19 protein-coding genes are annotated in these 22,999 nt (G+C 51.4%); 4 read left to right on the top strand and 15 right to left on the bottom strand.

The features are described from left to right. Positions 1-18: 18 nt before the first annotated feature. Together pgeF and rluD are read right to left on the bottom strand one after the other, a co-directional pair. Positions 19-777: a peptidoglycan editing factor PgeF gene (pgeF, locus tag D568_RS0102025; RefSeq protein WP_020207894.1), complete on the bottom strand. Its 759-nt coding sequence runs from the start codon at positions 775-777 to the stop codon at positions 19-21. Next, positions 770-1,723, bottom strand: a complete 954-nt coding sequence (gene rluD / locus D568_RS0102020; RefSeq protein WP_020207893.1) for a 23S rRNA pseudouridine(1911/1915/1917) synthase RluD — start codon at positions 1,721-1,723, stop codon at positions 770-772. The genes pgeF and rluD overlap by 8 nt, the downstream gene beginning before the upstream one ends. Before the next feature lie 132 nt (positions 1,724-1,855). Between rluD and D568_RS0102015 the strand changes: the two genes are divergently transcribed. Further along, complete coding sequence (locus D568_RS0102015; protein ID WP_020207892.1) at positions 1,856-2,758, top strand: outer membrane protein assembly factor BamD; 903 nt, start codon at positions 1,856-1,858, stop codon at positions 2,756-2,758. Positions 2,759-2,827: 69 nt separating this feature from the next. Here D568_RS0102015 and D568_RS0102010 read toward each other — a convergent pair whose 3' ends face one another. After that, positions 2,828-4,456: an NAD+ synthase gene (locus tag D568_RS0102010; protein WP_020207891.1), complete on the bottom strand. Its 1,629-nt coding sequence runs from the start codon at positions 4,454-4,456 to the stop codon at positions 2,828-2,830. 115 nt (positions 4,457-4,571) lie between these two features. On the opposite strand from D568_RS0102010, the gene D568_RS0102005 reads away from it, so the two are divergent. Together D568_RS0102005 and D568_RS0102000 are read left to right on the top strand one after the other, a co-directional pair. Next, entirely contained in the window at positions 4,572-6,182 is a 1,611-nt protein-coding gene (locus tag D568_RS0102005; protein ID WP_020207890.1) for a sensor histidine kinase, read from the top strand. Continuing rightward, positions 6,179-7,555 (top strand): sigma-54-dependent transcriptional regulator, encoded by a 1,377-nt coding sequence (locus D568_RS0102000; protein ID WP_020207889.1) that lies wholly within the window; start codon positions 6,179-6,181, stop codon positions 7,553-7,555. The genes D568_RS0102005 and D568_RS0102000 overlap by 4 nt, the downstream gene beginning before the upstream one ends. 45 nt (positions 7,556-7,600) lie before the next feature. Here D568_RS0102000 and D568_RS0101995 read toward each other — a convergent pair whose 3' ends face one another. From D568_RS0101995 to D568_RS20865, 6 genes are read right to left on the bottom strand one after another with little or no spacing between them, the layout of a single operon-like run. Continuing rightward, positions 7,601-7,996 carry a type IV pilin protein gene (locus D568_RS0101995; protein WP_020207888.1) on the bottom strand — a complete coding sequence of 132 codons (396 nt, stop codon included), beginning with the start codon at positions 7,994-7,996 and terminating at the stop codon, positions 7,601-7,603. Positions 7,997-8,005: 9 nt separating this feature from the next. After that, positions 8,006-12,193 (bottom strand): pilus assembly protein, encoded by a 4,188-nt coding sequence (locus tag D568_RS0101990; protein ID WP_020207887.1) that lies wholly within the window; start codon positions 12,191-12,193, stop codon positions 8,006-8,008. Positions 12,194-12,229: 36 nt separating this feature from the next. Beyond that, complete coding sequence (locus D568_RS0101985; RefSeq protein ID WP_020207886.1) at positions 12,230-12,748, bottom strand: pilus assembly PilX family protein; 519 nt, start codon at positions 12,746-12,748, stop codon at positions 12,230-12,232. A 10-nt stretch (positions 12,749-12,758) separates the two neighbouring features. Further along, complete coding sequence (locus D568_RS0101980) at positions 12,759-13,799, bottom strand: PilW family protein (RefSeq protein ID WP_020207885.1); 1,041 nt, start codon at positions 13,797-13,799, stop codon at positions 12,759-12,761. Between the two features lie 3 nt (positions 13,800-13,802). Further along, positions 13,803-14,207 carry a type IV pilus modification protein PilV gene (gene pilV, locus D568_RS20870; protein WP_020207884.1) on the bottom strand — a complete coding sequence of 135 codons (405 nt, stop codon included), beginning with the start codon at positions 14,205-14,207 and terminating at the stop codon, positions 13,803-13,805. Continuing rightward, positions 14,207-14,842, bottom strand: a complete 636-nt coding sequence (locus D568_RS20865; RefSeq protein WP_157497596.1) for a GspH/FimT family pseudopilin — start codon at positions 14,840-14,842, stop codon at positions 14,207-14,209. The genes pilV and D568_RS20865 overlap by 1 nt, the downstream gene beginning before the upstream one ends. Positions 14,843-14,938: 96 nt before the next feature. Between D568_RS20865 and D568_RS0101960 the strand changes: the two genes are divergently transcribed. Then, entirely contained in the window at positions 14,939-15,466 is a 528-nt protein-coding gene (locus D568_RS0101960; protein WP_020207882.1) for a GspH/FimT family pseudopilin, read from the top strand. Here the strand turns inward: D568_RS0101960 and ispH are convergent. From ispH to murJ, 6 genes are all read right to left on the bottom strand, one after another. Next, positions 15,458-16,390, bottom strand: coding sequence for a 4-hydroxy-3-methylbut-2-enyl diphosphate reductase (gene ispH / locus D568_RS0101955; RefSeq protein ID WP_020207881.1), 933 nt, complete (start codon positions 16,388-16,390; stop codon positions 15,458-15,460). The genes D568_RS0101960 and ispH overlap by 9 nt on opposite strands. 54 nt (positions 16,391-16,444) lie before the next feature. Next, on the bottom strand, positions 16,445-16,894 hold the full coding sequence (locus tag D568_RS0101950; protein WP_020207880.1) for an FKBP-type peptidyl-prolyl cis-trans isomerase: 450 nt from the start codon (positions 16,892-16,894) through the stop codon (positions 16,445-16,447). Next, positions 16,887-17,402: a signal peptidase II gene (gene lspA / locus D568_RS0101945; RefSeq protein WP_020207879.1), complete on the bottom strand. Its 516-nt coding sequence runs from the start codon at positions 17,400-17,402 to the stop codon at positions 16,887-16,889. Before lspA ends, D568_RS0101950 begins: the two co-directional genes overlap by 8 nt. Continuing rightward, positions 17,395-20,196: an isoleucine--tRNA ligase gene (ileS, locus tag D568_RS0101940; protein WP_020207878.1), complete on the bottom strand. Its 2,802-nt coding sequence runs from the start codon at positions 20,194-20,196 to the stop codon at positions 17,395-17,397. The genes lspA and ileS overlap by 8 nt, the downstream gene beginning before the upstream one ends. Positions 20,197-20,208: 12 nt before the next feature. Further along, complete coding sequence (ribF, locus tag D568_RS0101935) at positions 20,209-21,150, bottom strand: bifunctional riboflavin kinase/FAD synthetase (RefSeq protein ID WP_026286797.1); 942 nt, start codon at positions 21,148-21,150, stop codon at positions 20,209-20,211. A gap of 132 nt (positions 21,151-21,282) precedes the next feature. Beyond that, positions 21,283-22,905, bottom strand: coding sequence for a murein biosynthesis integral membrane protein MurJ (gene murJ, locus D568_RS0101930; protein ID WP_083915275.1), 1,623 nt, complete (start codon positions 22,903-22,905; stop codon positions 21,283-21,285). Positions 22,906-22,999: the final 94 nt, after the last annotated feature.

Genomic DNA, 22,999 nt, shown 5'->3' with positions numbered 1-22,999 from the left:
CGCGGGCCATGAAATGAATTACTTAATCCATATTGCGGTGGCCATGCGACCGGTGTGATTACCGTCACGGCGGTAAGAGTAAAAACGTTCGCGGTCGGCGTAGGTGCAAAAATCGCCACCGTAAATCTGCGTTACGCCACAGGCGTGTAGCGAGGCTCGCGCCAGAGCGTAAAGGTCGGCGTAAAAGTGCATCGCCTTGCTGCCTGGGCGCATGGCCTCAGCAATAGCATCCGTGTGCGCATCGGACTGGGCGTGTTTAAAGAAGGCTTCCAGTACATCCACACCCACTTCAAAATGCTCAGGACCGATGGCAGGCCCTAGCCAAGCCATAACATCGGTAGGTGGAGCGCTGAATTTACTCACAGCCCGGGGAACAATACCCCGCGCGAGCGAACGCCAACCGGCGTGCACCGCCGCCACCTCATTACCCGTTTTACTGCACAGTAAAACGGGCAGGCAATCAGCGGTTAACACCACACACGGTTGACTTTTATCGCGGCTAAAACTGCCGTCGGCGGTGCGCACCAATCCGTCATCTTGCGCTTTAAGCACCTTTACGCCGTGAATTTGCTCTAACCATTGGGGCGTTTTTTGCCAGTCGCAGTACTGCGCGAGGGCACTGCGGTTTTTTTCAACCGTTTGCGAATTATCACCCACATGAAGCGCAAGGTTGTTACTGGCGAAGCTTCCGGTACTCACTCCTCCTACACGCGTGGTAACAACGGCGCCGATGGATTGAGGAGCCGGCCAGTTTGGGGTAATCCATGAATCAGTCACTGTCGGCCTCCAGCGCCGCTAAAAGCTGCACCATATCGTCGGGCAAAGGTGCTTGCCAGCTCATAAGCTCGTTACTGTGAGGGTGAACCAACCCCAAACTGGCAGCGTGCAACGCCTGGCGCGGAAACTCTCGCAAGGTTTCTAACAAGGCGGCGGACGCCCCCTGAGGCTTACGAAAGCGCCCTCCGTAAACGGGATCACCCACCAACGGATGATTAATATGAGCCATGTGTACCCGAATCTGGTGAGTTCGGCCTGTTTCCAGCTTAAGCCGTAAATGAGCATGATGAGCAAAACGATCCAGCACGCGGTAATGGGTAACCGCCTCTTTACCGCTGATTGGCACAACCGCCATCAGTTTGCGCTGCTTTGGGTGGCGGCCAATGGGGGCGTCTACCTTGCCACCACCGGTAAACTGACCCACGGCCACGGCCTCATATTCGCGGCTGACACTGCGCGCCTGAAGCTGGGAGACCAAGTTGTGGTGCGCTGCCAGGGTTTTAGCCACCACCATCAGGCCAGTGGTTTCTTTATCCAGTCGGTGCACAATACCCGCACGGGGTAACTGAGCCTGGTCAGGATTGTGGTGCAATAAGGCGTTAACCAGGGTGCCACTGTAATTTCCAGCCGCGGGATGCACCACTAGGCCCGCGGGTTTATTCACCACTAAAAGGTGCTCATCTTCAAAGACGATATCCAGAGCAATGTCTTCTGCCTCCCAGGTAGCCTCATTTGCCAGCTCTGCCTGCAGCGCGAGGGCCTCTCCCCCCAGCAACTTATCTTTAGGCTTACCCGAAGCGCCATTTACCGTCAGCTGTCCGGCTTTAATCCACTCTTTTAAACGCTCGCGGGAGTAATCGGGGAACAAGAGCGCCGCCACCTGGTCAAATCGCTGCCCCCGACACTCGGACGGCACGTCAGCGGCAAGCTCAATGGTATTACTCATCCGGTTTCTCTCTTTTAGCAGGGGCGCCGCTTTGGCTTGCCCCCCGACTGTGTTTAAATAGCGCCCTACTGTTTCGGCCAAAGGCCCGAACGCTGTGATGCGAGATGATAACGAATTGTGAGCTATAACCCTATGCGAGCGTCTGTTTTTCTTTTGAGTGGCCTGTTGGTTCTGCTGCTCAGCGCCTGTTCATCCAACGGAGAGCGACAGGACTTTACCTCTGAAGCTGATTTGTACGAACAGGCCATGCGCCAGATGAGCAGCAGTCGCTGGGATAGCGCCATTCGCTCACTACAACTTTTGGAAGAGCACTTTCCGTTCGGCAAGTATGCCGAGCAAGCCCAGCTAGAGCTGATTTACGCCTACTACCGCTCGGGCGACCCGGATGCCGCCACGGTATCGGCTGACCGCTTTATTCGCCTGCATCCGCAACACCGCAACGTAGATTACGCCTATTATATGAAGGGCTTAGCGGCTTACGACAAAGACGAAAACTTCCTCGCCAGCATTACGCCGCTGGACCAAACCCAGCGCGACCCGGGCGCGGCACGTGAGTCTCTGGCTTACTTCACGCAACTGCTCAATCGCTACCCTGATAGCTCCTACGCCCAGGATGCGAAAAAACGCATGCTGTACCTGCGTAACCGCCTGGCGCGCTACGAAATTCATGTGGCCAACTACTACTTTAAACGCGGCGCTTACCTGGCATCCGTAAAGCGCGGCCAATATGTGCTGGAAAACTTCCAGGGCACACCGGCCGTACCTGATGCCCTCGCAGTGATGGTACAAGGCTATCACCTATTGGAGATGGACGAACTGTCTGATCGCAGTCTGGCCGTATTACGCCTCAACTACCCAGATCACCCAGCGTTTGACCGAAACGGTGATTTCAACTTTCAGCACGGGGACGTTGAAGACCGCAGCTGGATCAGCAAGGTCACCTTCGGTTTATTCGACAAACGCGACCCGCGCGGTTTCGATTCGCGCAGAGTATTCGACCCCCAATACCAAGACGCGCCGCGGGCAACACAATAAATACAGCAAGGGGCCAAACGGCCCCTTTTTCTTATCCTCTATCGATATCTTGACGACCGACAGTCCTCCTCACTCCCCTGCTTTCCAGCCCGAGGTTATGGGATAACGACGGTCGCGCCCAAAGCCGCGAGTGGTAATGCGTGGGCCAATAGGACTTTGGCGACGCTTGTATTCGTTGATGTCCACCAGACGCACAACCCGTCGTACATCTTCAGCGTTAAAACCCTCGCGAATGATTTGATCAGCACTGTAATCTCGCTCGACGTACAGTGCCAGAATTTCATCCAGAACGTCGTAAGGAGGCAGTGAATCCTCGTCCTTCTGATCGGGTGCCAGCTCGGCCGATGGTGGGCGGGTAATAACGGTTTCAGGAATAATCTCGCGCTCACGGTTGCAGTGGCGGGCCAACTCGAACACCAGGGTTTTTGGTACGTCCTTTAAGGCATCAAAGCCGCCGGCCATATCTCCGTACAACGTTGAGTAACCCACAGCCAGCTCACTTTTATTGCCGGTTGTTAATACCAGATAGCCTTTTTTGTTAGAGATTGCCATCAACAATACGCCCCTGCAGCGCGCTTGAAGGTTCTCTTCGGTGGTATCGGCATCGCGGCCTGCAAACTCATCGGCCAACGCCGCCATAAACGCTTCGTACATGGGCTCAATGCTGATGGACTGATAGCGCACACCCAAAGTCTCGGCCTGAGCAGCTGCATCGTTTTTACTCAGGTCCGAGGTGTAGCGAAACGGCATCATCACCGCCTCTACGCGATCAGCGCCCAGCGCTTCAACCGCTATGGCTAAGGTTAAAGCTGAATCTATACCGCCCGACAAGCCAAGTACCACACCGCGAAAGCCATTTTTATTGACATAGTCGCGCAAGCCCAGCACCAGCGCCTGATACACTGCCTCTAGCCGCGATGGCTGCGATGCCAGATCGGACTCGGCCAAGGTAAGGGTGTTACCATCGCGGACAAAAGTACTGCAGGCAACGGTTTCGCAAAACAAAGGCGAACGCTGACAGAGCTTGCCCTGCTGATCCACTGACATCGAGCCGCCATCAAAGATAAGCTCGTCTTGCCCTCCCACCAGGTTGGTGTAAACAATGGGCATAGCGCCCTCTACCGCACGGCGGGCCAGCAATGCCTCGCGCTCACCGGCCTTGCCTTGATGGAAAGGCGACGCGTTCAAATTCAGCATCAACCGCGCACCGGCTTCACGGGCTTGCAACATAGGCTCGCTGTGCCAAATGTCTTCACAGATGGTCAGAGCCGTCGGTGTTCCTTGCAAATCAAAGACACAGGGTGCATCCCCCGGCACGAAGTAGCGCACCTCATCAAACACTTGGTAATTGGGCAGATGTTGTTTGGCATACTCTGCCACCAGCTTGCCATGGCTTATGACACCGGCCATATTAAATACACGGCCTGCCACCACTTTGGGGTAACCCAAAACGATGGCAAGAGGGAGGTCAGCAGCTTTTAATTCCGCCAGCGCGCGATCAATCCGCAGTTGCAGGCTCGGGCGCAGCAATAAGTCTTCAGGCGGGTAACCAGTTAAGGTCAACTCGGGAAAAACAATGGCATCGGCTGCATGCGCTTGCAGCGCTTCGCGCGCCACCTCGATCACTTTTTCAGTGTTGCCAGGGATATCGCCTACCAATAAATTAATCTGCGCTTTTGCGATCACCAGATTTTCCATGTCTCTACTCTCTACCACCTTAAAATCAGTCGGTATTTTCCGCTAAAGTGCCAGATTAAGCAAAGCGGCGCTATGCTGTACAATGCCTCAACTCCTTGGGCGGTAATCAATATCCATGAATTCAAGACCTAACACACTAGAACAAGGTTACGATCCCTACCAGCTATTGCGCGTCTACACCTATTACCGCGTATTCCTCGGCTGCTTATTACTATTGATATTTGAAAGCGATGTCCTCACCAACCTACTTGGCAGTGAGCACGAGACCTTGTTTTTTTACAGCTGCTGGAGTTATACCATTCTCAATGTCCTGTCGCTTCTGGGGCTTTGGCATTACCGAGCGCCCCCCAGCTTGCGACAACGTTTCATTGCCGTTGCCTTTGATGTCTGTGCCATCTCATTAATGATGTTTGCCAGCGGCGGTGCCACCAGTGGCCTGGGCTACTTAATGATAGTGTCCGTTGCCGCTGCGGGTATGCTACTGCCTGCACAACTGGCTATTTTTATGGCTGCAATGGCCACCTTAGCTCTTATAGGTGAGAGTATTGCTCACCATGCTATAACCGGCATTGATACCAAGTCGTTATTCGCTGCAGGTTCTTTGGGAGCATTAATTTTCATCACGGCTTTCACCTTTCAGCACGTTACCGGAAAAATTCGCCGCAGTACCGCCGAGCTAAAAGCACAAGCTGAGCATGTTGCTCATTTACAAAAGCTAGCTCGATTAATCGTTGAGCGCATGCGTACCGGAATTATTGTGTTAGATAAACACGATGATGTAGCACTGGTAAACGATGCCGCGCAATCGTTGTTAGGAATTAACGCCGAACCAGAGCATAACCTGACTCTTACCCACCTACCCGCTATTCATGCCTCTCTGCAGCAATGGCGAAAATCACGCGACCCTCAACAAGGGAGTACGATTATCAGTACCACCACAGGCAGCGCTAACGAGCTTAAAATCAGCCTGGCGAATTTAGAACTTGGTAAAGATGAAGACACACTGGTGTTTATTGAAGACAACCGCGCTATTGCCCAGCAAGCGCAGCAACTTAAATTAGCCTCACTCGGGCGATTAACCGCAAGCATTGCTCACGAAATTCGCAACCCCTTGAGCGCCATTTCCCACGCCAGCCAATTACTGGGGGAATCATCCGACATTAACTTTGCCGATATTCGACTGCTTGAGATCATTAATGACCAAACCCAGCGAGTCAATCAAATTATTGAGAATATACTGCAAGTGTCTAGACGCAGTCCGGCCTCACCAACGACCATCGAACTCAATCAATTTATGCGAGGCTTTCTTGACCGAGATTGTGAACACCACAATCACATTAAGTTACTGTCTAGAAGCTCAGAAATTTATGTGCAGTTTGACCCCACACAACTACAACAAATTCTTTCAAACCTGATCAGTAATGCTCTGCGCTACACAAACAAAGCAGGCATCCAACATCCCGTCACCATTGAATTAAGCGTAGAAAAACGTCGCGACACCCCCAGTTTAAAAGTCATCGATAACGGGCCTGGAATTGCACCTGAAAATCAAAAACATATTTTTGAACCGTTTTTCACCACCGAAAACAATGGCTCCGGCTTGGGCTTGTTTATTTGCAAAGAATTATGCGAGGCCAACCAGGCAGTAATTGAATACTTGTGTGACGAAGAACAGCCAAGCTGCTTTACCATTCAGTTTGCCCATCCCGATAAGGTACAAAAATGAGTGACGCCGTAACCGCCCTTGTCATTGACGACGAACCAGATATCCGAGAGCTGCTGGAAATTACCTTGGGGCGCATGCAGATTGAAACATTCAGCACGGATAGCATCAGCGATGCCAAAAAAATATTGCAAGAGCGAGATTTTTCAATATGCCTAACCGACATGAAATTGCCAGACGGTAATGGTTTGGAAATTGTGGAATATATACAACAACATCAACCGCGATTGCCGGTGGCAGTTATTACCGCCCACGGCAATATCGACGTTGCAATAGACTCAATGAAAGCCGGCGCCTTTGATTTCATCTCAAAGCCTGTAGACCTAAGCACCCTAAGAAATCTCGTCAGTAGCGCCATACAATCCACACAAATCTCAGGCGTCCACCCCCCTTCAGAAATAGCGATTACCGGCGAATCCCCGGTCATGCAAAAGCTTAACAACAGCATTCGTAAACTCGCCCGATCTCAGGCGCCGGTTTACATTAGTGGTGAGTCAGGCGCTGGTAAAGAACTGGCGGCTCGCTCCATTCACCACCTTAGCCCCCGAGCCCACAACCCGTTTATTGCGGTTAACTGTGGCGCCATACCTCGAGAACTACTAGAAAGTGAATTGTTTGGCCATGTAAAAGGCAGCTTCACCGGCGCTCATCAAGACAAGCCAGGCTTATTCAAAGCTGCGGAGGGTGGAACATTATTTTTTGATGAGGTGGCCGACTTGCCCCTCGATATGCAAGTGAAGTTACTTAGAGCTATTCAAGAAAAGTCGGTGCGACCTGTTGGCGCAACCGGAGAAGTTAAAACCGATGTGCGTATCCTATGCGCCACCCATAAAAACCTGGAAGACGAAGTCTCCCACGGGCGCTTTCGGCAAGACTTGTTCTATCGTCTGAATGTTATTCAGTTAAACGTCCCTGCATTACGTCACCGCCAGGAAGACATTCCGCCATTGGCCAATCAACTGTTGTTTAAAATTGCAGAATCGGCGGATATGCCCGCCCCAACACTTGCTCCAAGTGCACTAAAAACATTAACTCATTATCCATTTCCAGGTAACGTGCGGGAGCTGGAGAACATCCTTGAGCGGGCTTTTACGTTATGCGAGGGAGACACAATCAATGCAGAGGATTTACATTTACCGGAATCATCGCCGAAGCCGTCTCTGAGCACAGGAGGCTCCAACGGAGCGCCGGACTATTACCATCGTTGCCTAGAGCACAACTCGCTGGATGAATATCTGGAGGACATCGAGCGGGATATCCTGTGCAACACGCTGGAGTCTTGCCGCTGGAACAAAACACAAACCGCGAAAAAATTAGGTATTACCTTTCGCTCACTGCGCTATCGTCTGCAAAAACTGGGGCTGGATAAAGAATAAGGCCCGCAACAGCGGGCCTTATTCACGAGCAACCTACCCAAAAAACTACCAGCACCGCCCCTCAGTATTTGGCGATGCATTTTTCTGCCCCAGATTGTTCAAGGTCAAACTGGTGCAATCCGAGTCACCCGTCTGCGGCGCCTTATCGGGCCTTGCCGTGGCAGTGAAGCCCGCACCACCGTCCGTCACTGCAACACTAATCTCGTAAAAATCCTCGGCCGACCGCGACGTACCCAGCATAGGGCAACCGGTATAGGAATGATTTAAGGTATAGCATCGCTGCATCTGATGTGCCGCATTGGTTAAGGATGCTTTTGCATCCGCGCGGTTGGACTTGCGGATGCTATCCAAATATGAGGGTACCGCAATGGCGGCGATAATCCCCACAATCGCCACCACAATCATCACCTCAATTAACGTAAAGCCTTTTTGTTGTTTCATAAAAAACCCTTATTGCAACTGGCGCCAACTCTGCCGACCTTTCACCACATCTGGCTCACCGGTACAGATATACTCAACAGTACCATCACTGTTTTGACGAATAATGAAGGTGCCGCCACCACAAGGCGCACCACCTTCTGTGGGATTTGAAAGTTTAGTGAGAGTGTCATCTGATACTCCCTCTGGGGCATCAGAGTCGCCACCGGTACCACCATCCGGTATCTCAGGTTCAAATGGCGAGTAAGAGTTATAAAGCCCCCCAACACCTATCAACGCCATAATCCAGCTTTTACCACCAAAGTCACAAGGGCTTTCGGTAGGTATTACCGTTGGGAAGATGACTCGATCGTATAACAGAATAGGTTTATCAACCACCCGTTCGCCAAGGTCTCTATCAAAATCTAAATACCAACCTTCCCACTTATCCCAATCCAACTCTTTGTTGTCAGGACCTGTATCACCCTCTAGTACTTGACGGCCAGCAGAAGACTGCGAAGTGATACTTTTTTCAAATAAGTCAGACTGATCGACCCCCCTACCGGCATCTTTGATACCATAAAAACTTTGCTCTTCTGTGTCGTCAAGATCACTCTTAGCCAAATAACTTCCTGTCCCAAAGTAGACCATCGTAGCTGGCTGACCGCTGCCGATGGGATAAGGGTTAACGCCTAGCACGGGTGCCGACGTAATAGGTCGATTATTTTTTGTTGTAAACAGTTTATAGTCAAGAGACTTAGAACCAAGGTCGAACTTATACATATTGCCTTTTAAATCACCAGCATAGGCATATTGAGCTAAAAACCCCCCACCTACAGAAATAGCCGGCTCACTAAGCCCGTTATCACCCCCGACACCTGTATCTACAAAAGTCGGCGAAAAACTACCATCTAGAGGAATAATCACTAACTGAGCTTTACCACTGTTACTGTTGTAGCCGTTGCCGGTAATAATTGCCCAGCTACCATCGGGCATAGGTGCAATTACAGGGGTGCTGGTGATATTGCCAATTTCCGGCTGGTTATCCGAGTTATATTCAAATAGCACATTGTCTTCGTCAAAGTCAGACAATTCGGTTACATCCAGAGCAAAAATCCCCTTACCCCCGGCACCAAGGGTACCCACCAAAATAGTTCTCCAACCTCGACCATCTATAAAAGCATCCCCAACAAAGATTTGCCCGTCTACAGAATATTGGTGAGGGTTAAATGAGCTACCATAATTTTCATCCGTGCGTATTTTCAGTTGTTCGTAAACCGTAGAGGGAATATAAGCGAATTTTTCTACACCGGTACCGGCATCAAAGGCATGCAACATGCCATCATTTGCTCCCACAAACACGGTTTGCTCGGTTTTACTTTCAACAAAAGTCTCATAGGTATCATGACCGTCCGCCTTAGAACGCGCGAAACCATAATTCTGACTCGCGGCCAATTTAGGGCTAGAGTTAACAATATCGCCCAGCAGCTGATCAGCGCCTCGCTCTCTCATACCGGCAATACTTTCTCCTCGCGTCCAAGCTACTCGCTCCCGCCCTAAATTATCACCGTTGCGCCCGCCGTTTAATGTTCTTCTTTGCTGCCTATTGAGATTACCCCACTCGAACGCAACCGCTTCATTACCGTCATGAGTCCAAATATTACGGTTATTAGGACTAGGCAATTTATTGGCCGCCGACCATACTTTTGCCCCAAGTGATTCTTCGCCAAGTTTGGCCGCCACTAGGTTGCCGTGCCAATTAGCAGTATCGAATGTCGCCTGAAAAGCCACCGAGTCACCACTTAACCGTGTTGAGTTAGTAGCAACAGCTGTTGCAGCGCCAGCCCCTTCAATAGCCGTCTCCAATGCTTTACGAACATCTTCCGCTAAACTCGCAGGGTCTGTCGCATAAAAATACGAAGGTGTATCCACACCACTTGGCATGGTGACTTCATTACCATTCTCATCAAGGGTATCGAAGCCACCCCAGCGAGCGGCGTAATATAAAGGCTGCTGCAATGGCAAGGCGCTAGAAGTTCCAATCTCAAAATCCTGTGAACTGGGGCCATTGGAAGTAGTGCAATTATTGCATTTTTTTCCTAATCCAAAACTAGAGGTGAACCCGTTTGCGCCACTATGGGCATGGAATCCATCTTTACCGAGAGTACCCCCAATTACGTAACCGAACCCCATTTTGTCGGGTGTACTGTCAGCAATTGTATCCGTAGTTATTGTAATTTTTGATGAGGTAACTTTGTACTCAAGCACCCCCCACATATCCTGGTCAAAGTCACCACCTTGCTCGCTGTCTTCCCAGTTAACATAGAACAAGCCTGTGTTCGCGGAGCCCCCGTGATTTTGCTCTACAATTTTAAAATCAACAATTGCACAGTTACCACCTATCGAGCTGTTTTGACAGGCGGGCTGAATAGTAACGTTTGTTCCTTTGCCCGGAACAGGAATCGTCACTAAAGGCACAGCAGGCGCCAAGGACACACCAAAAGTTCTTACAGTTTCCCTATTTGAGCGGATTCCATTTAACCTGGCATGATAAGCCAAAGCCGCTATTTTATAGCTGCCTTCAAGTCGCGGGGCATCCGGGCAAGTACCCGTGACATTATTCAGGCTTGAAACTGTTTTAGCAGTACATAGACCGTCATCAACTGTATTGACACCAATACTACCCACATATCGCGAAGTACCATTGATGACTTCATTCCCACTCCCTGAGCCGCTACCAATTTTTGTAAGAAGCGCCGACAAACTCTCACCATTCGATATACTGGCAAAACCGGCATCTACTTGATCGTGATCGTAAGAGCTGGTAGACGCGTTGAACTGCATAACGCTCAAGGGGGCACAATACGTATTAGAATCGAGGGGATCAGACCAACTGGCTTCTTTTAGGTCCGCTAATACACCACCAATTTGCGAATCATTGGCACTAAACATTGGTCCTAAATTACCCGCCAAGTAGCGCAAAGACTCCAAATAAATTTCAGACTGAGGGTTGCCCCAGTTTGTACAGTTCCCGCTACTAAAGCTATTTCTACCCCAGGGGCAGGAGTCCGTGACGTTATACCGTCCGTCGCTGAAGTTATAGCGCGCAATTCTTATTGCGTCTAAGGTACCAATAATACTGTACCCACTGGCGGGCGTTTTAAACACTCCGGTTTCAAGATCGATTTCATCGGTCATGGTACTGGCGGGCTTACGTAGCACACCGCCGGATTTGTTATTTTTATAAGAACCTGTCATTAAACCGAATTTAATTTGCTCAGATTCGCCGTACTCTTGCAACAAGCCTATAGGTTTAACACTACCGCTTTCGTACTCTTTACAACCTTTCTCCAAGTCGGCCGTTTCACAAACTTTTACCAACACAGGCAGGTCTTTAGAGGCGCTGGGCGAGTCGCCGTAAGCATTAATACCAGAGGCCGTCGCATTATTTCCGTTTTTACCCTGACTACCGCTGGTTTCGCCACTTAAACGGCACTGAAAACGTTCATTACTCGCCCATAGCGAATAATTGCCCTTAACAATTCGCATTAACGGATCAGTTAACACATTTTGGGATTGGCCAGTACCTTTAGTGGTATTACAAATGGTAATACCACTTTCTTCAGCGGAACCGCTCCCCACAAATTCAGAAGGAACCAGTTTTTTAACGTCCGAGCCGTTGTAGTATTTAGCAAACGAGTGTGCATCTTGCGGCAAAAATGCACGTTCAAGAATGGTTGTATTGGGATCATCGGTGGCGCGTTTACCGCCGTAAAGAATTTTTCTTACGGCATCCATTCGAGTCATGGTGGCCCAATTCAGAAAGTTACCACTCCATTCACTTGCTCCGCCGCAATAATGATTGTTAGTGCCAGAGCCATTACTCGATTCTTGAAAGTAGCTGCCTGTGTGCGTGTAACACTTCTCGCTATCAAAGTATCCGTAATAATCGACGCTATCCTCGTAGGTGATTTCAGCCTCCGGATCCCCGCCTTCCTTATCGCCATCCAAGTCTGAGTAATCATCATAAGCTTTAAAAAAGAGCTGATGATCCACAGACAAGTTCAGCATCATAATTGGCAATACAGGCTGTGCCAAAAACAACGGGGATTGGTGCAGGTTAATAGCGTGCACCGAATGGACAGTTCCTAAAGACAGCAACCCTACAAAACCCGCTGTAACAATTCGGTTTAATTTAGTGATCCATTTTGCCGTGTTCATGACAAGACTCCATATTGCTTATATAAGCGCTGATAATTAGTTTCGGTAAGTGGACTGAAGAATGACATTGGCATCGGTTGAGCCACCAGTAGATCGGGTAGTGACTCTGTAGCGTGTTTCCATACCCTTGGCCAGTAAGCTCGCCAAGTCTACCGAGCTGCCATCTAAGCCGCTGGAATAAAATTTAATTTCTTCAACTAAAAAGCTGGGGCGCTCTTTGATATGAGGTAAAGCTTCCGAGTAGCTTGTAGCCATAGCCGCCCAATTCGACTCAAAATCCAACCAATAAGCTGTACTGGATAAGTTTAGCGACTCTTCAAACCCCGGATTGCCAATAGGTGGCACAGGCACTTCAAGTTCAGTTTCCGCCTCGCGCAGGGCAGCTTCAGAGGCTTGGAACGCTAATTGCCGGTCACGCATATTACCGGCCATTTGCTCTTGAAGGCCGCTGCCCCTGATAGCGGACAAACCAATGACACTCATCACTAGTACCATAATGAGGCCAACAATTAACGTCGCGCCCCGTTGAGCCGTATAAAGTTCAAGATGTTTCATGTCACAACTCCTAAGGCAGTCGACTTCTGATGCCTACCGTCGTGGTAAACACCTGGCGAATCCGATTATCGTCTGCTGTTACTTCGTTACCCGCAAACTCATAGGTTTGTTCTTCATTTGTGGCGTTGTCGTCAGGTGTCTGAACCAGCACTTCAATACGAGCAGCCACCGCATTTTCCCAATTCAGAGCTGGGGCTGGAGCAACGTAATCATCTGCCGCCCTGTCTCCATTAGTGTCTAAGCCAATCAAAATATTGAGATTTTCAACGCCACGCAGCAACTCGAAAGACGGGTCTAGGTTCGTTTGTTGATACAAACCGGGGTTGCCATCAGCATCTTCGCCGATGTAATACGCAACACGATTTAACTTAAACACCTCGGCATCCGACTCTTTTTCGAAAGTTTCTGTCAAATTATTAGGGTCTCCACCCCAGATAGGTCGACTATTACCAGGGGCAGCACCCGCGTCATGTCTAAGCGCGACCTCAGCCCCACTCTCATTAACAGCAGTAACCTGAAAGATTTTGGCTTTATCGCAATCAGAAATAACAACGATGTCGTTCGCACAAATTCCGCTGGGGCAAACCGTCCCAGCACCAGAAGTTAAATTCACAAAAACGGTATTGGCAGTATTAGTCCGGCTCACATTTGCGGAATCGCCGCTGGCGGCATAAAGTACCAGCACGGGGGTATCTTCAACGGGATTAGGAGCAAGAGGAATATTTCCCGGTACTGCATCATGAGCATAAACATTCATTGACTGATTAAAATCGAACCCGGGGCTAAAGGTATGTCCTGGGTTTAATGTAGAGTCAATATTCCAAGCGGTGGGGTACATGCAACCTAAGAATCCCGACTGGCGTAAATCCCGGCTGATAAACTCAACCGCTAAGCGACCAGTCTCCTGCAAACGAGATAACCCTTGCTGCGTAGTAAACACGGATTTACTGGAAATGAACATTTGCACTACACCCGTCATCAGCACCAGGCCAATGGTGATGGCGATCATGAGTTCGACCAGTGACAAGCCTGTTTGCTTATTCCTATTCATTTATTAAATCCTTGAAACATACTCGAATGTGGTTTTCTCAATGTCATCGCCCGCCTGGTTGGCCGTGGGCTCACTCCAAACCAATCGAACGGTACAAACTCGTGCAGCACACTCCACCTCCCCTTCACCGCCTGGCAATTGCGCAGCCAGTGCTTCAACATCAGGTTCGACTACGGCACCGCCCTTGACTACGGAATCGGCCGTAGATGAGGCGCGCATTTGCTCAAGAATATCGTAGGCAATAATATTCGCTTGAGAGCGCAGATAAGCACTACTGTTGTACTGCAAGGAACGAGTTTGCAGGGCGGCCAGGGCCATCAGAGCGGTGGACAAGACCAGCACAGTAACCAGTACTTCGATCAAGCCAACACCGGTTTCGCGCCCTCTGTAAAATTCACTTGTCGTCATTACGGACACTCCACTTTATCTACATCCATCATTCCCGCCACACCAATTGTGATTTCACGCTGCCTTTCACCCACACAACCATCAACCCGGACATTGAAAATTACAGGTGCCGTATTGGCAGGGCCGTTAATACGCGCTAACTGTCCTGTGCTGGTGTAACGCACAAAACCCACATTGGCTCCGTTGTTGGTTGCGGTAATAACCGCATCATCGTGTACATCGTTGATATGGCGCAGCACATCTGCAACCACAGGTGTTGCAGCGGCGTCTGATACGGCATCGTCTACAAATATTAACCAACCGTTGGTCCAGTCTGCGGCGCACGCTGTGCCGGCATTATTGCTTGCGCATAAACTGACCCGGCGGCCGCGCTTGACCGCCTCGGCCTTGGTTCCTTGGAGCGCAGCAGCAAGTTCTTCGCCTAACCCATCAGAACGGTTATTGAGAATCAAATTGGTAAAATTGGGGGCAGCAATAGCGATCAGGATAGCCGCTACGACCAATGTGATCATTAGCTCAATCAGGGTAAAACCCTGTTGCCCTCGGGGATTAATGATTTTCAACGAGCCATACTCCCTTTTGTTGTAGGTTGCCATGCGTTTGACGTGGCTATTTTCACTTACTATATTTTTCAAACTATCACAGCGCTGGGGCTTTTACTGCTAGCCGGTGATATGCGGTCATCACGGAAGAATAAACGGACGCGCCACTCATAAAACAAGGATGCAGCCATGAAGCCTCACGGATTTACCCTGATTGAGTTAATGGCCACACTGACCATAACTGCGGTACTGCTAGCTATAGCCGTCCCTGCCTTTGAACGCTTAATACGCGATTTACGCACCGAGTCCACAGCGTGGGCGTTTTTCGACGCAACCCAAGCTGCACGTTCATACGCAGTCAAAGCTAACAGGCGGGTGACAATGATCGCCAACCCCACCTGGAACGATGGCTGGCAGATTTTTTACGACGAGAATCACAATGGCCTGCTGGATGATGGCGAGCAACTGTTGCTTAGCCACAGCGAGCTACACGAATCGATTCAGGTGAACGGCAATCGTCCGCTGCAGGACTACATCTCTTACTTAGGGACAGGAGAAAGCCGCTGGGCCAGCGGCAAAGAAGAAGGCGCTTTTCAGGCTGGAACCATTACAATATGCCCTGACGATGAGGGGCCGGGTTATGCACTGGTGCTGTCGCGGGGCGGTAGGTTTCGCAGGGAATCCTTAAGCCAAGAGGAATGCGCTTCCTCAACGTAATTCTTTGGGTAACGAAAAACGAATATTTTCCGGTATGCCGTCCACCTCTTGCGAACCTTCAGCGCCTTTACTGACCAGATGCTGAATTACCTGCTGCACCAACGCCTCGGGCGCCGACGCGCCAGCGGTAATGCCCACCTGCTTTTTACCATCGAGCCAGGCGTCTTCAATTTGCTCAGGGCAATCGATTAAATAAGCCTCGGCGCCGCAGCGTTCGGCCAGCTCTCGCAGGCGGTTGGAGTTCGAGCTATTGGGGGAGCCAACCACCAGCACCAAGTCACTCTCTAAAGCCAGTTGACGCACAGCGTCCTGGCGGTTGGTGGTGGCGTAGCAGATATCGTCTTTGCGCGGGCCTTCAATCAGTGGGAACTTGGCCCGCAGCGCCTCGATGATTTTGGCCGTGTCATCCATCGACAAAGTCGTCTGGGTGACATACGCCAGCTTAGTAGCGTCTTTCACTTCAAGCGCCGCAACATCGTCTTCATCTTCAACCAGATAAATACAACCGCCATTACTGTCGTCGTACTGGCCCATGGTGCCTTCAACTTCCGGATGACCCTCGTGACCAATCAAAATGCACTCACGCCCTTCGCGGGAATAGCGCGTCACTTCCATGTGCACTTTGGTCACCAGTGGGCAGGTGGCATCAAAGACTTTTAGCTTGCGCGCATCGGCCTCGTTACGCACCGCTTGTGAAACGCCATGCGCGCTGAAAATCACAATAACGTCATCGGGGACTTCGTGCAGCTCTTCCACAAACACCGCGCCGCGCTCGCGCAAACCGTCTACCACATAGCGGTTATGCACCACCTCATGGCGCACATAAATCGGCGAGCCGAACACATCCAGCGCGCGATTGACGATGTCGATGGCTCGGTCTACACCGGCGCAAAAGCCACGGGGATTTGCGAGTTTGATTTGCATAAATAGCCCTGATGAGATTTACAACACTGCGTCAAGCATCCGACGCCTGTTGCATTAATGTACCTGCGCCGGCTCGATTTCCAAGATTGCCACTTTAAAAACAATATCGCGGCCCGCCAGCGGGTGGTTAAAATCTACAGTAACCTCTTCGTCGTTAAAGTCTACGACAACGCCGGGCAGCTCTGTGTTCTGCGCATCGGCGAACGACAGCATTAATCCTTCGCTAAGCTGCAGGGAAGGATCAAACTCCGAGCGGCTAATGGTTTGCAAATTGCTGGGGTTGTGGGCGCCAAAGCCAGCCTCCGGCGGGATCACAAACTCTTCGCGTGCGCCTTCACACAAACCGTAAAGCGCCTCTTCAAACCCTTTTAACATTTGGCCGTCACCCACGGTGAAAGTCGCGGGTGAGCCCTCAAAGTTAGAGTCCACCATCTCGCCGTCGGGCAGAGACAACGAAAAGTGCAGGGTCACCTTGGTGCCTGGTCCAATCGCTAACTCACGCATTGTTTTGCTCCCCGGATTTTTCTGCTTTGTCATCCTGAAAAAAGAGCATATACACAATCATTAAAAATGCCCCAAAACAAATAGCCGAATCTGCCAGGTTAAACGCGGGAAAATAACTGTTGTTGTAATGCACCGAAATAAAATCCACCACGTAACCAAAGCGCAGACGGTCGATTAAATTTCCAACCGCGCCGCCCAAAACAAAACCCAGTGCGGCGGCCTCAAGCCAGCGCTCTCGGGCAATGCGCAGTAGCCATACAGTAATCGCCACACTCATAAATAGAGCGATAGCGGTAAAAAACCAACGCTGCCAACCGCCGGCGTCACTTAAAAAACTGAACGCTGCACCGTGATTATGTAGCAAGGTTAAATCAAAAAACCAAGTCACTTCGACCGGGCGACCGTATTGCAAAGCGGCTGTTGCGGCAGCCTTACTCCATTGGTCTAAACCAATCACCACCGCCGCCAGCACAAACCACCCCCAGGGGTGTGCGAATCGCTTAAGCATAACGACGCTCTTCTCCTGCGCCATCAATGTTATCTACACAACGCTTGCAGATATCAGGATGAGCTTCTACCGCGCCCACATCAGCACGATGATGCCAGCAACGTTCGCACTTGGGTTGCTCTGATTTACTGACACCCACTTTTAACCCTTCAACATCGGTGGCCACAGCCTCAGCCGGGGCGCCGTTAATATTAGCGATAGCGGCGGTAGAGCTGATTAAAATAAAGCGCAGCTCATCGGCGACCTTCTCCAGCGCCGCTTTCAACTCAGCGTCGCAGTACAACGTAAGCTCAGCGGTCAATGAGCCGCCGATGGCTCCCTCGCCCCGCTTGGCTTCCATCACACGGTTGACGGCGGTTTTTACCTCGGCAATTTGCTCCCAAAAGGCATCGCCCAGCTCGTCGTCGGCCACGCTTGGCAGCTCATACCACTCGGCGGTAAAGACAAAACCTTTGCGCTCACCCGGAATTTGCTGCCACATTTCATCGGCAGTGAAACTCAAAATCGGCGCAATCCAGCGTACAAACGCTTCGCTTAAATGGTAAAGCGCGGTCTGCGCTGAGCGACGCGGCAATGAATCGGCTTTGGTGGTGTACTGGCGATCTTTAATGATATCCAGATAAAAGCCACCCAACTCAACCACACAGAAGTTATGCAGCTTTTGATATATCTGATGCAGGCTAAAACTGTCGTACGCGTTGATCAACTCTTGCTGCAAGACGGCGGCGCGACGCACAATCCAACGATCCAGGGCGATCATGTTATTCGCCTCCACCAGGTCGGTGGCCGGATCAAAACCGTTGAGGTTAGCCAGCATAAAACGCGCCGTGTTGCGAATACGGCGATAGGAATCCGCGGTGCGCTTTAAAATTTCATCCGACACGCTCATTTCCGAGCTGAAGTCGGTGGCCGCCACCCACAGGCGCAATACATCGGCGCCCAGATCGTTCATCACCTTTTGCGGCGATACGGTATTACCAATGGACTTGGACATTTTGCGGCCGTCGGCATCCACGGTAAAACCGTGAGTCAGCACGGTTTTGTAGGGTGCTGTGCCATTGATGGCCATGGCGGTTTTGAGCGATGACTGGAACCAGCCGCGATGCTGATCCGAGCCCTCCAAATACAAGTCGGCCGGGTAGCGCAAACCCTCACGCTGACGCAGTACCGCATGGTGGGTTACGCCAGAATCGAACCATACGTCCAAAGTATCGGTGACTTTTTCGTAGTCGTCGGCATCGCCACCTAATAAAGGCGCGGCGTCCAGCTCGTACCAGGCATCCATACCGTCTTTCTCGACGGCTTTGGCTACCTGCTCAATTAATTCCGCAGTGCGCGGGTGCAGCTCGCCACTTTGCTTATGCACAAACAAAGCGATGGGCACGCCCCAGGTGCGCTGTCGTGAGATACACCAATCGGGACTGGACTCTAACATTGAGTCGATGCGCGCGCGGCCCCAGTTGGGCACCCACTGCACATTCTCAACGGATTTAGCCACTTCGCCGCGCAGATCGTTCTTGTTCATGCTCACAAACCACTGGGGCGTAGCGCGGAAAATCAGCGGGGTTTTGGTGCGCCAGCAGTGCGGGAAACTGTGAGTCAACTTACCGGCATTAAACAGTGCGCCTTTTTCGGTGAGCAGGTCGATGACTTTTTCATCCACCTTGTACACATGGTCGCCCGCAAAGCCTTCCACAAAGTCGCGGTAAACACCGTTATCATCGATGTAGTTCAGCGTCCCTATGCCGTATTTCTGCCCTACGGAAAAGTCGTCCGCGCCGTGATCCGGTGCGGTGTGTACGCAGCCAGTACCGGCATCCAAAGTGACGTGTTCACCCAAGATGACGGGCACCCGACGATCGTAAAATGGATGCTGCAGCACTAAGTGCTCAAGCTTGGCGCCGGAGGTTTTGCCGACGATTTGATAATCTTCAACGCCTGCGCGGTTCATCACCGACTCCAGCAGCCCCTCAGCTACCACCAAGCGCTTATCACCCACTTGCACTGCCACGTAATCCAGCTCGGCATTTAGGCTAACCGCTTGGTTGGCGGGTAATGTCCAGGGGGTGGTGGTCCAGATAACCACTTCTAAGTCGCCTTGGCCTGCCAATTCACTAAAGGCCGCGCTGGCGGCGCTCTGGTCCACAAACGCAAATTTAACGTCGATGCTGAACGAGGTTTTGTCCTGATACTCTACCTCTGCCTCGGCCAGTGCCGAGCCGCCCACCACCGACCAGTACACTGGCTTAAAGCCGCGCTGCAAGTGGCCGTTTTCAACGATCTTGCCCAGGGCGCGGATAATATCGGCCTCGAACTTGTAGTCCATGGTCAGGTAGGGGTTATCCCACTCACCCAATACGCCCAAACGAACAAAGTCTTTCTTTTGCCCTTCAACCTGGCGCGCAGCGTAGGCGCGGCACTTTTCACGGAACGCTTTCACGTCCAGTTTTACACCAGCCTTACCGTGCTTTTTCTCGACATTGTGCTCAATAGGCAGGCCATGACAGTCCCAGCCGGGCACATAGGGTGCATCAAAACCACTCAAGGTTTTGCTTTTGATAATAATGTCTTTAAGGATTTTATTGACCGCGTGACCAATATGAATGTCGCCGTTCGCGTAGGGAGGTCCATCGTGCAGAATGTACGACTCGCGCCCTTTGCGGGATTCGCGAATCGCCTGATACAGGCCCGCTTTGTCCCAGGCTTTAAGCATCTGGGGTTCGCGCTGCGCCAGGTTTGCCTTCATGGCAAAGGGCGTGTGGGGCAAATTCAAGGTTGCTTTGTAGTCACTCATGGTCGTTGTCTGTTACCCGATCTGTGTTAAGGCCGCGAAAAAACCGCGCCCCCGGCGAATATCCTGTTGCAATTGTGCTTTTAAGGCATCCAACGATGCAAATTTTTGCTCATCTCTGAGTTTGGCGTGAAACTGGATGGCCAGTGCCTCGCCGTAAATAGTGCGGTCAAAAGCGAACAGGTGAACTTCCAGCAGAGGTTCGATATCACCCGCCACCGTGGGCTTTACCCCCACATTGGCGACCCCGTGGAAAGTTTCACCTTGCAGTTGCGCGCTAATCACAAACACCCCCGATAGCGGCGAGCGAAAGCGCTTTAAGCGTAAATTGGCGGTGGGCACACCAATCTGGCGCCCCAGTTTTTTGCCGTGACCCACCCGTCCGGTAATGGCAAAAGGTCGCCCCAGAAAAGCCTCGGCGCGGGTAAAGTCCCCCGCAGCCAAAAGTTCACGAATGCGCGTACTGCTGATACGCTCGCCCTCAATGGTCAGGGTTAAGGTATCGGTGACGCTAAAACCCTGCCGCTCGCCCACACGCTCCAACAAGGTGTAGTCGCCGCTGCGGTCGCAGCCAAAACGAAAATCATCTCCAACCACTAAGTGTTTGATGCCTAAGCCGTTTAGCAACACAACATCAATAAATTCGTTAGCACTTAAGCGGCGCAACGCTTCGTTAAACCGCAAGCAAAGTACACGCTCAACCCCGGCCTGCTGCAACGCTATTAGCTTTTCACGCAAACGCATCAACCGTGCGGGCGCTTTTTCGCGGGCAAAATACTCATGGGGCTGGGGCTCGAATAAAATCACCACAGAGGGAAGCTGATGCTGTCGAGCGGCCTCTGCCAACTGGCGCAAAATCGCCTGATGCCCTAGGTGCACCCCATCAAAAGTACCAATAGTGGCAACAGAACCGCGATGTTCCGCGCGCAGATTGTGTAAACCGCGAATAAGTTGCACGTTAGGGCCTGTTGAGGGTGAAAAACCGAACGCGCGAGTATACAGCACCCGCGGGGTGCGGGGGTACCTTTGCACGACTCCATGCTAACCGCAAAGCCCATCAAACAAGCGAAGTTTTCCCGCAGCGCGAGGTCAGGCGCTCGGATGCTTCAGATGTCTCGGGCGCAATCCGAATATCACAAGCACAGCGGCGTAAACCACGGCACCCGCTACGCATATCACCGCGAGTCGCCACACTCTGGCAAAAGCCCCCCACTCCACCCAGTTGGGCCAAAGCACGAGTGCAGCGAACAACAAGACACCCATCGCCATATTAGCCAGCACCAGCTGAACAGCAAAACGCCCCCAGCCCCGCTGGCGCCAGAAAATCTGCTGGCGACGCAACCCGCGGTAAAGCAAAGCCGAATTGATGTACGCAGAGATCGCCGTCGCCAAGGCCAACCCCACATGACCTATACCGTAATAAAAGTGCAGTGGCACAACGAAAAGTAGGTTTAATACCATGTTGGTGGCCATGGCGATAATGCCAATTCGCACAGGTGTTTTCATATCCTGACGGGCGTAAAAACCGGGAGCCAAGACCTTAATCAGCATAAAAGCCAGCAACCCTAATGCGTAGGCGCGCAAGCTCAGGGTAGCCATAGCGGTATCAGAGGCCGTAGTAGCACCGTATTGAAACAGGGTAGTCAGTATCGGCTGCGCCAGAATCAGTAGAGCCACCACAGCGGGCAAAGCAATCAAAAATACTAGGCGAATTGCCCAATCCAGCGTACTGGCAAAACTGGCGGGGTCTTTACCCGCATGCTGGCGCGACAAATTAGGCAAGATCACTGTAGCGATAGCGACTGCAAACACCCCCAAAGGCAAATCAGCCAGACGCTCTGAGTAGTAAAGCCAAGAGATACTGCCGTCGGGCAGCAACGAGGCAATAACCGTATCCAGCAGCAGGTTAATCTGACTGACGGACACGCCAAACAACGCGGGCACCATCAAGGTCAAAATACGCTTTACCCCAGGGTCGCGCCAATCCACTTTAGGCGCAGGCAGCAGGTGCAATGGCTTTAAAAATGGCAGTTGAAACAAAAACTGTACAACTCCAGCAGCCAGCACACCCCACGCCAAACCCAGAGCAGGAGGATCAAACAACGGTGCCACCACCAGTGCAGCTACGATGAGCACAATGTTCAATAACACCGGGGTAAAAGCGGGTACCGCAAAGCGGTCATAGCTATTAAGAATCGCCCCTACCAAACCGGTTAGCGATATAAGCATTAAGTAAGGGAAAGTAATTCGGATCATCTCAGCGGCCAAAGCAAACTGCTCTGGATCTGTGCGAAAACCCGGCGCAAATAGGGTTGCCACAAAGGGCGCACCCAACACCGCGAGGGCCGTCACGACCATTAAGACAAACCCCAAGCCACCGGCCACACGATCTACCAGAGCTTTTACCGCAGCATGAGAACCGTTTTGCCGGTATTCAGACAACACAGGTACAAACGCCTGAGCAAAAGCGCCCTCGGCAAACAACCGACGCATAAAATTGGGGATTTTAAAGGCCACAAAGAAAGCATCGGCCCCGCCGCCGGCGCCAATGGTGTGGGCAAACACCACATCGCGCACCAGCCCCAGCACCCGCGAGCTCATGGTCATAGCGCCCACCTTGCTGCTGGATTTCAGTAGCCCAGGCTTGAGGGGGGGTTTAGGGGTATTGGATTGACTCACATTCTGTTCCAAAGCCTTCGACGAGAGCGACATTATCCACACCACCCACGCCCTTGAACAGCAGACCATTGAAAACGCACTTGATAATATTTATCATTTGCGCGAATTTATCAATACAACCGGACCC

The organism is Gilvimarinus chinensis DSM 19667 (assembly GCF_000377745.1).
In the GTDB taxonomy this organism is placed as follows: Bacteria; Pseudomonadota; Gammaproteobacteria; order Pseudomonadales; family Cellvibrionaceae; genus Gilvimarinus; species Gilvimarinus chinensis.
This window is presented reverse-complemented; position numbering and strand designations above follow the sequence as displayed.

Coding starts and splice junctions, on each gene's coding strand:
- rluD (WP_020207893.1), bottom strand. CDS start 1,723: ATGAGTAATACCATTGAGCTTGCCGCTGACGTGCCGTCCGAGTGTCGG.
- D568_RS0102015 (WP_020207892.1), top strand. CDS start 1,856: ATGCGAGCGTCTGTTTTTCTTTTGAGTGGCCTGTTGGTTCTGCTGCTC.
- D568_RS0102010 (WP_020207891.1), bottom strand. CDS start 4,456: ATGGAAAATCTGGTGATCGCAAAAGCGCAGATTAATTTATTGGTAGGC.
- D568_RS0102005 (WP_020207890.1), top strand. CDS start 4,572: ATGAATTCAAGACCTAACACACTAGAACAAGGTTACGATCCCTACCAG.
- D568_RS0102000 (WP_020207889.1), top strand. CDS start 6,179: ATGAGTGACGCCGTAACCGCCCTTGTCATTGACGACGAACCAGATATC.
- D568_RS0101995 (WP_020207888.1), bottom strand. CDS start 7,996: ATGAAACAACAAAAAGGCTTTACGTTAATTGAGGTGATGATTGTGGTG.
- D568_RS0101990 (WP_020207887.1), bottom strand. CDS start 12,193: ATGAACACGGCAAAATGGATCACTAAATTAAACCGAATTGTTACAGCG.
- D568_RS0101985 (WP_020207886.1), bottom strand. CDS start 12,748: ATGAAACATCTTGAACTTTATACGGCTCAACGGGGCGCGACGTTAATT.
- D568_RS0101980 (WP_020207885.1), bottom strand. CDS start 13,799: ATGAATAGGAATAAGCAAACAGGCTTGTCACTGGTCGAACTCATGATC.
- pilV (WP_020207884.1), bottom strand. CDS start 14,207: ATGACGACAAGTGAATTTTACAGAGGGCGCGAAACCGGTGTTGGCTTG.
- D568_RS0101960 (WP_020207882.1), top strand. CDS start 14,939: ATGAAGCCTCACGGATTTACCCTGATTGAGTTAATGGCCACACTGACC.
- ispH (WP_020207881.1), bottom strand. CDS start 16,390: ATGCAAATCAAACTCGCAAATCCCCGTGGCTTTTGCGCCGGTGTAGAC.
- D568_RS0101950 (WP_020207880.1), bottom strand. CDS start 16,894: ATGCGTGAGTTAGCGATTGGACCAGGCACCAAGGTGACCCTGCACTTT.
- lspA (WP_020207879.1), bottom strand. CDS start 17,402: ATGCTTAAGCGATTCGCACACCCCTGGGGGTGGTTTGTGCTGGCGGCG.
- ileS (WP_020207878.1), bottom strand. CDS start 20,196: ATGAGTGACTACAAAGCAACCTTGAATTTGCCCCACACGCCCTTTGCC.
- murJ (WP_083915275.1), bottom strand. CDS start 22,905: ATGTCGCTCTCGTCGAAGGCTTTGGAACAGAATGTGAGTCAATCCAAT.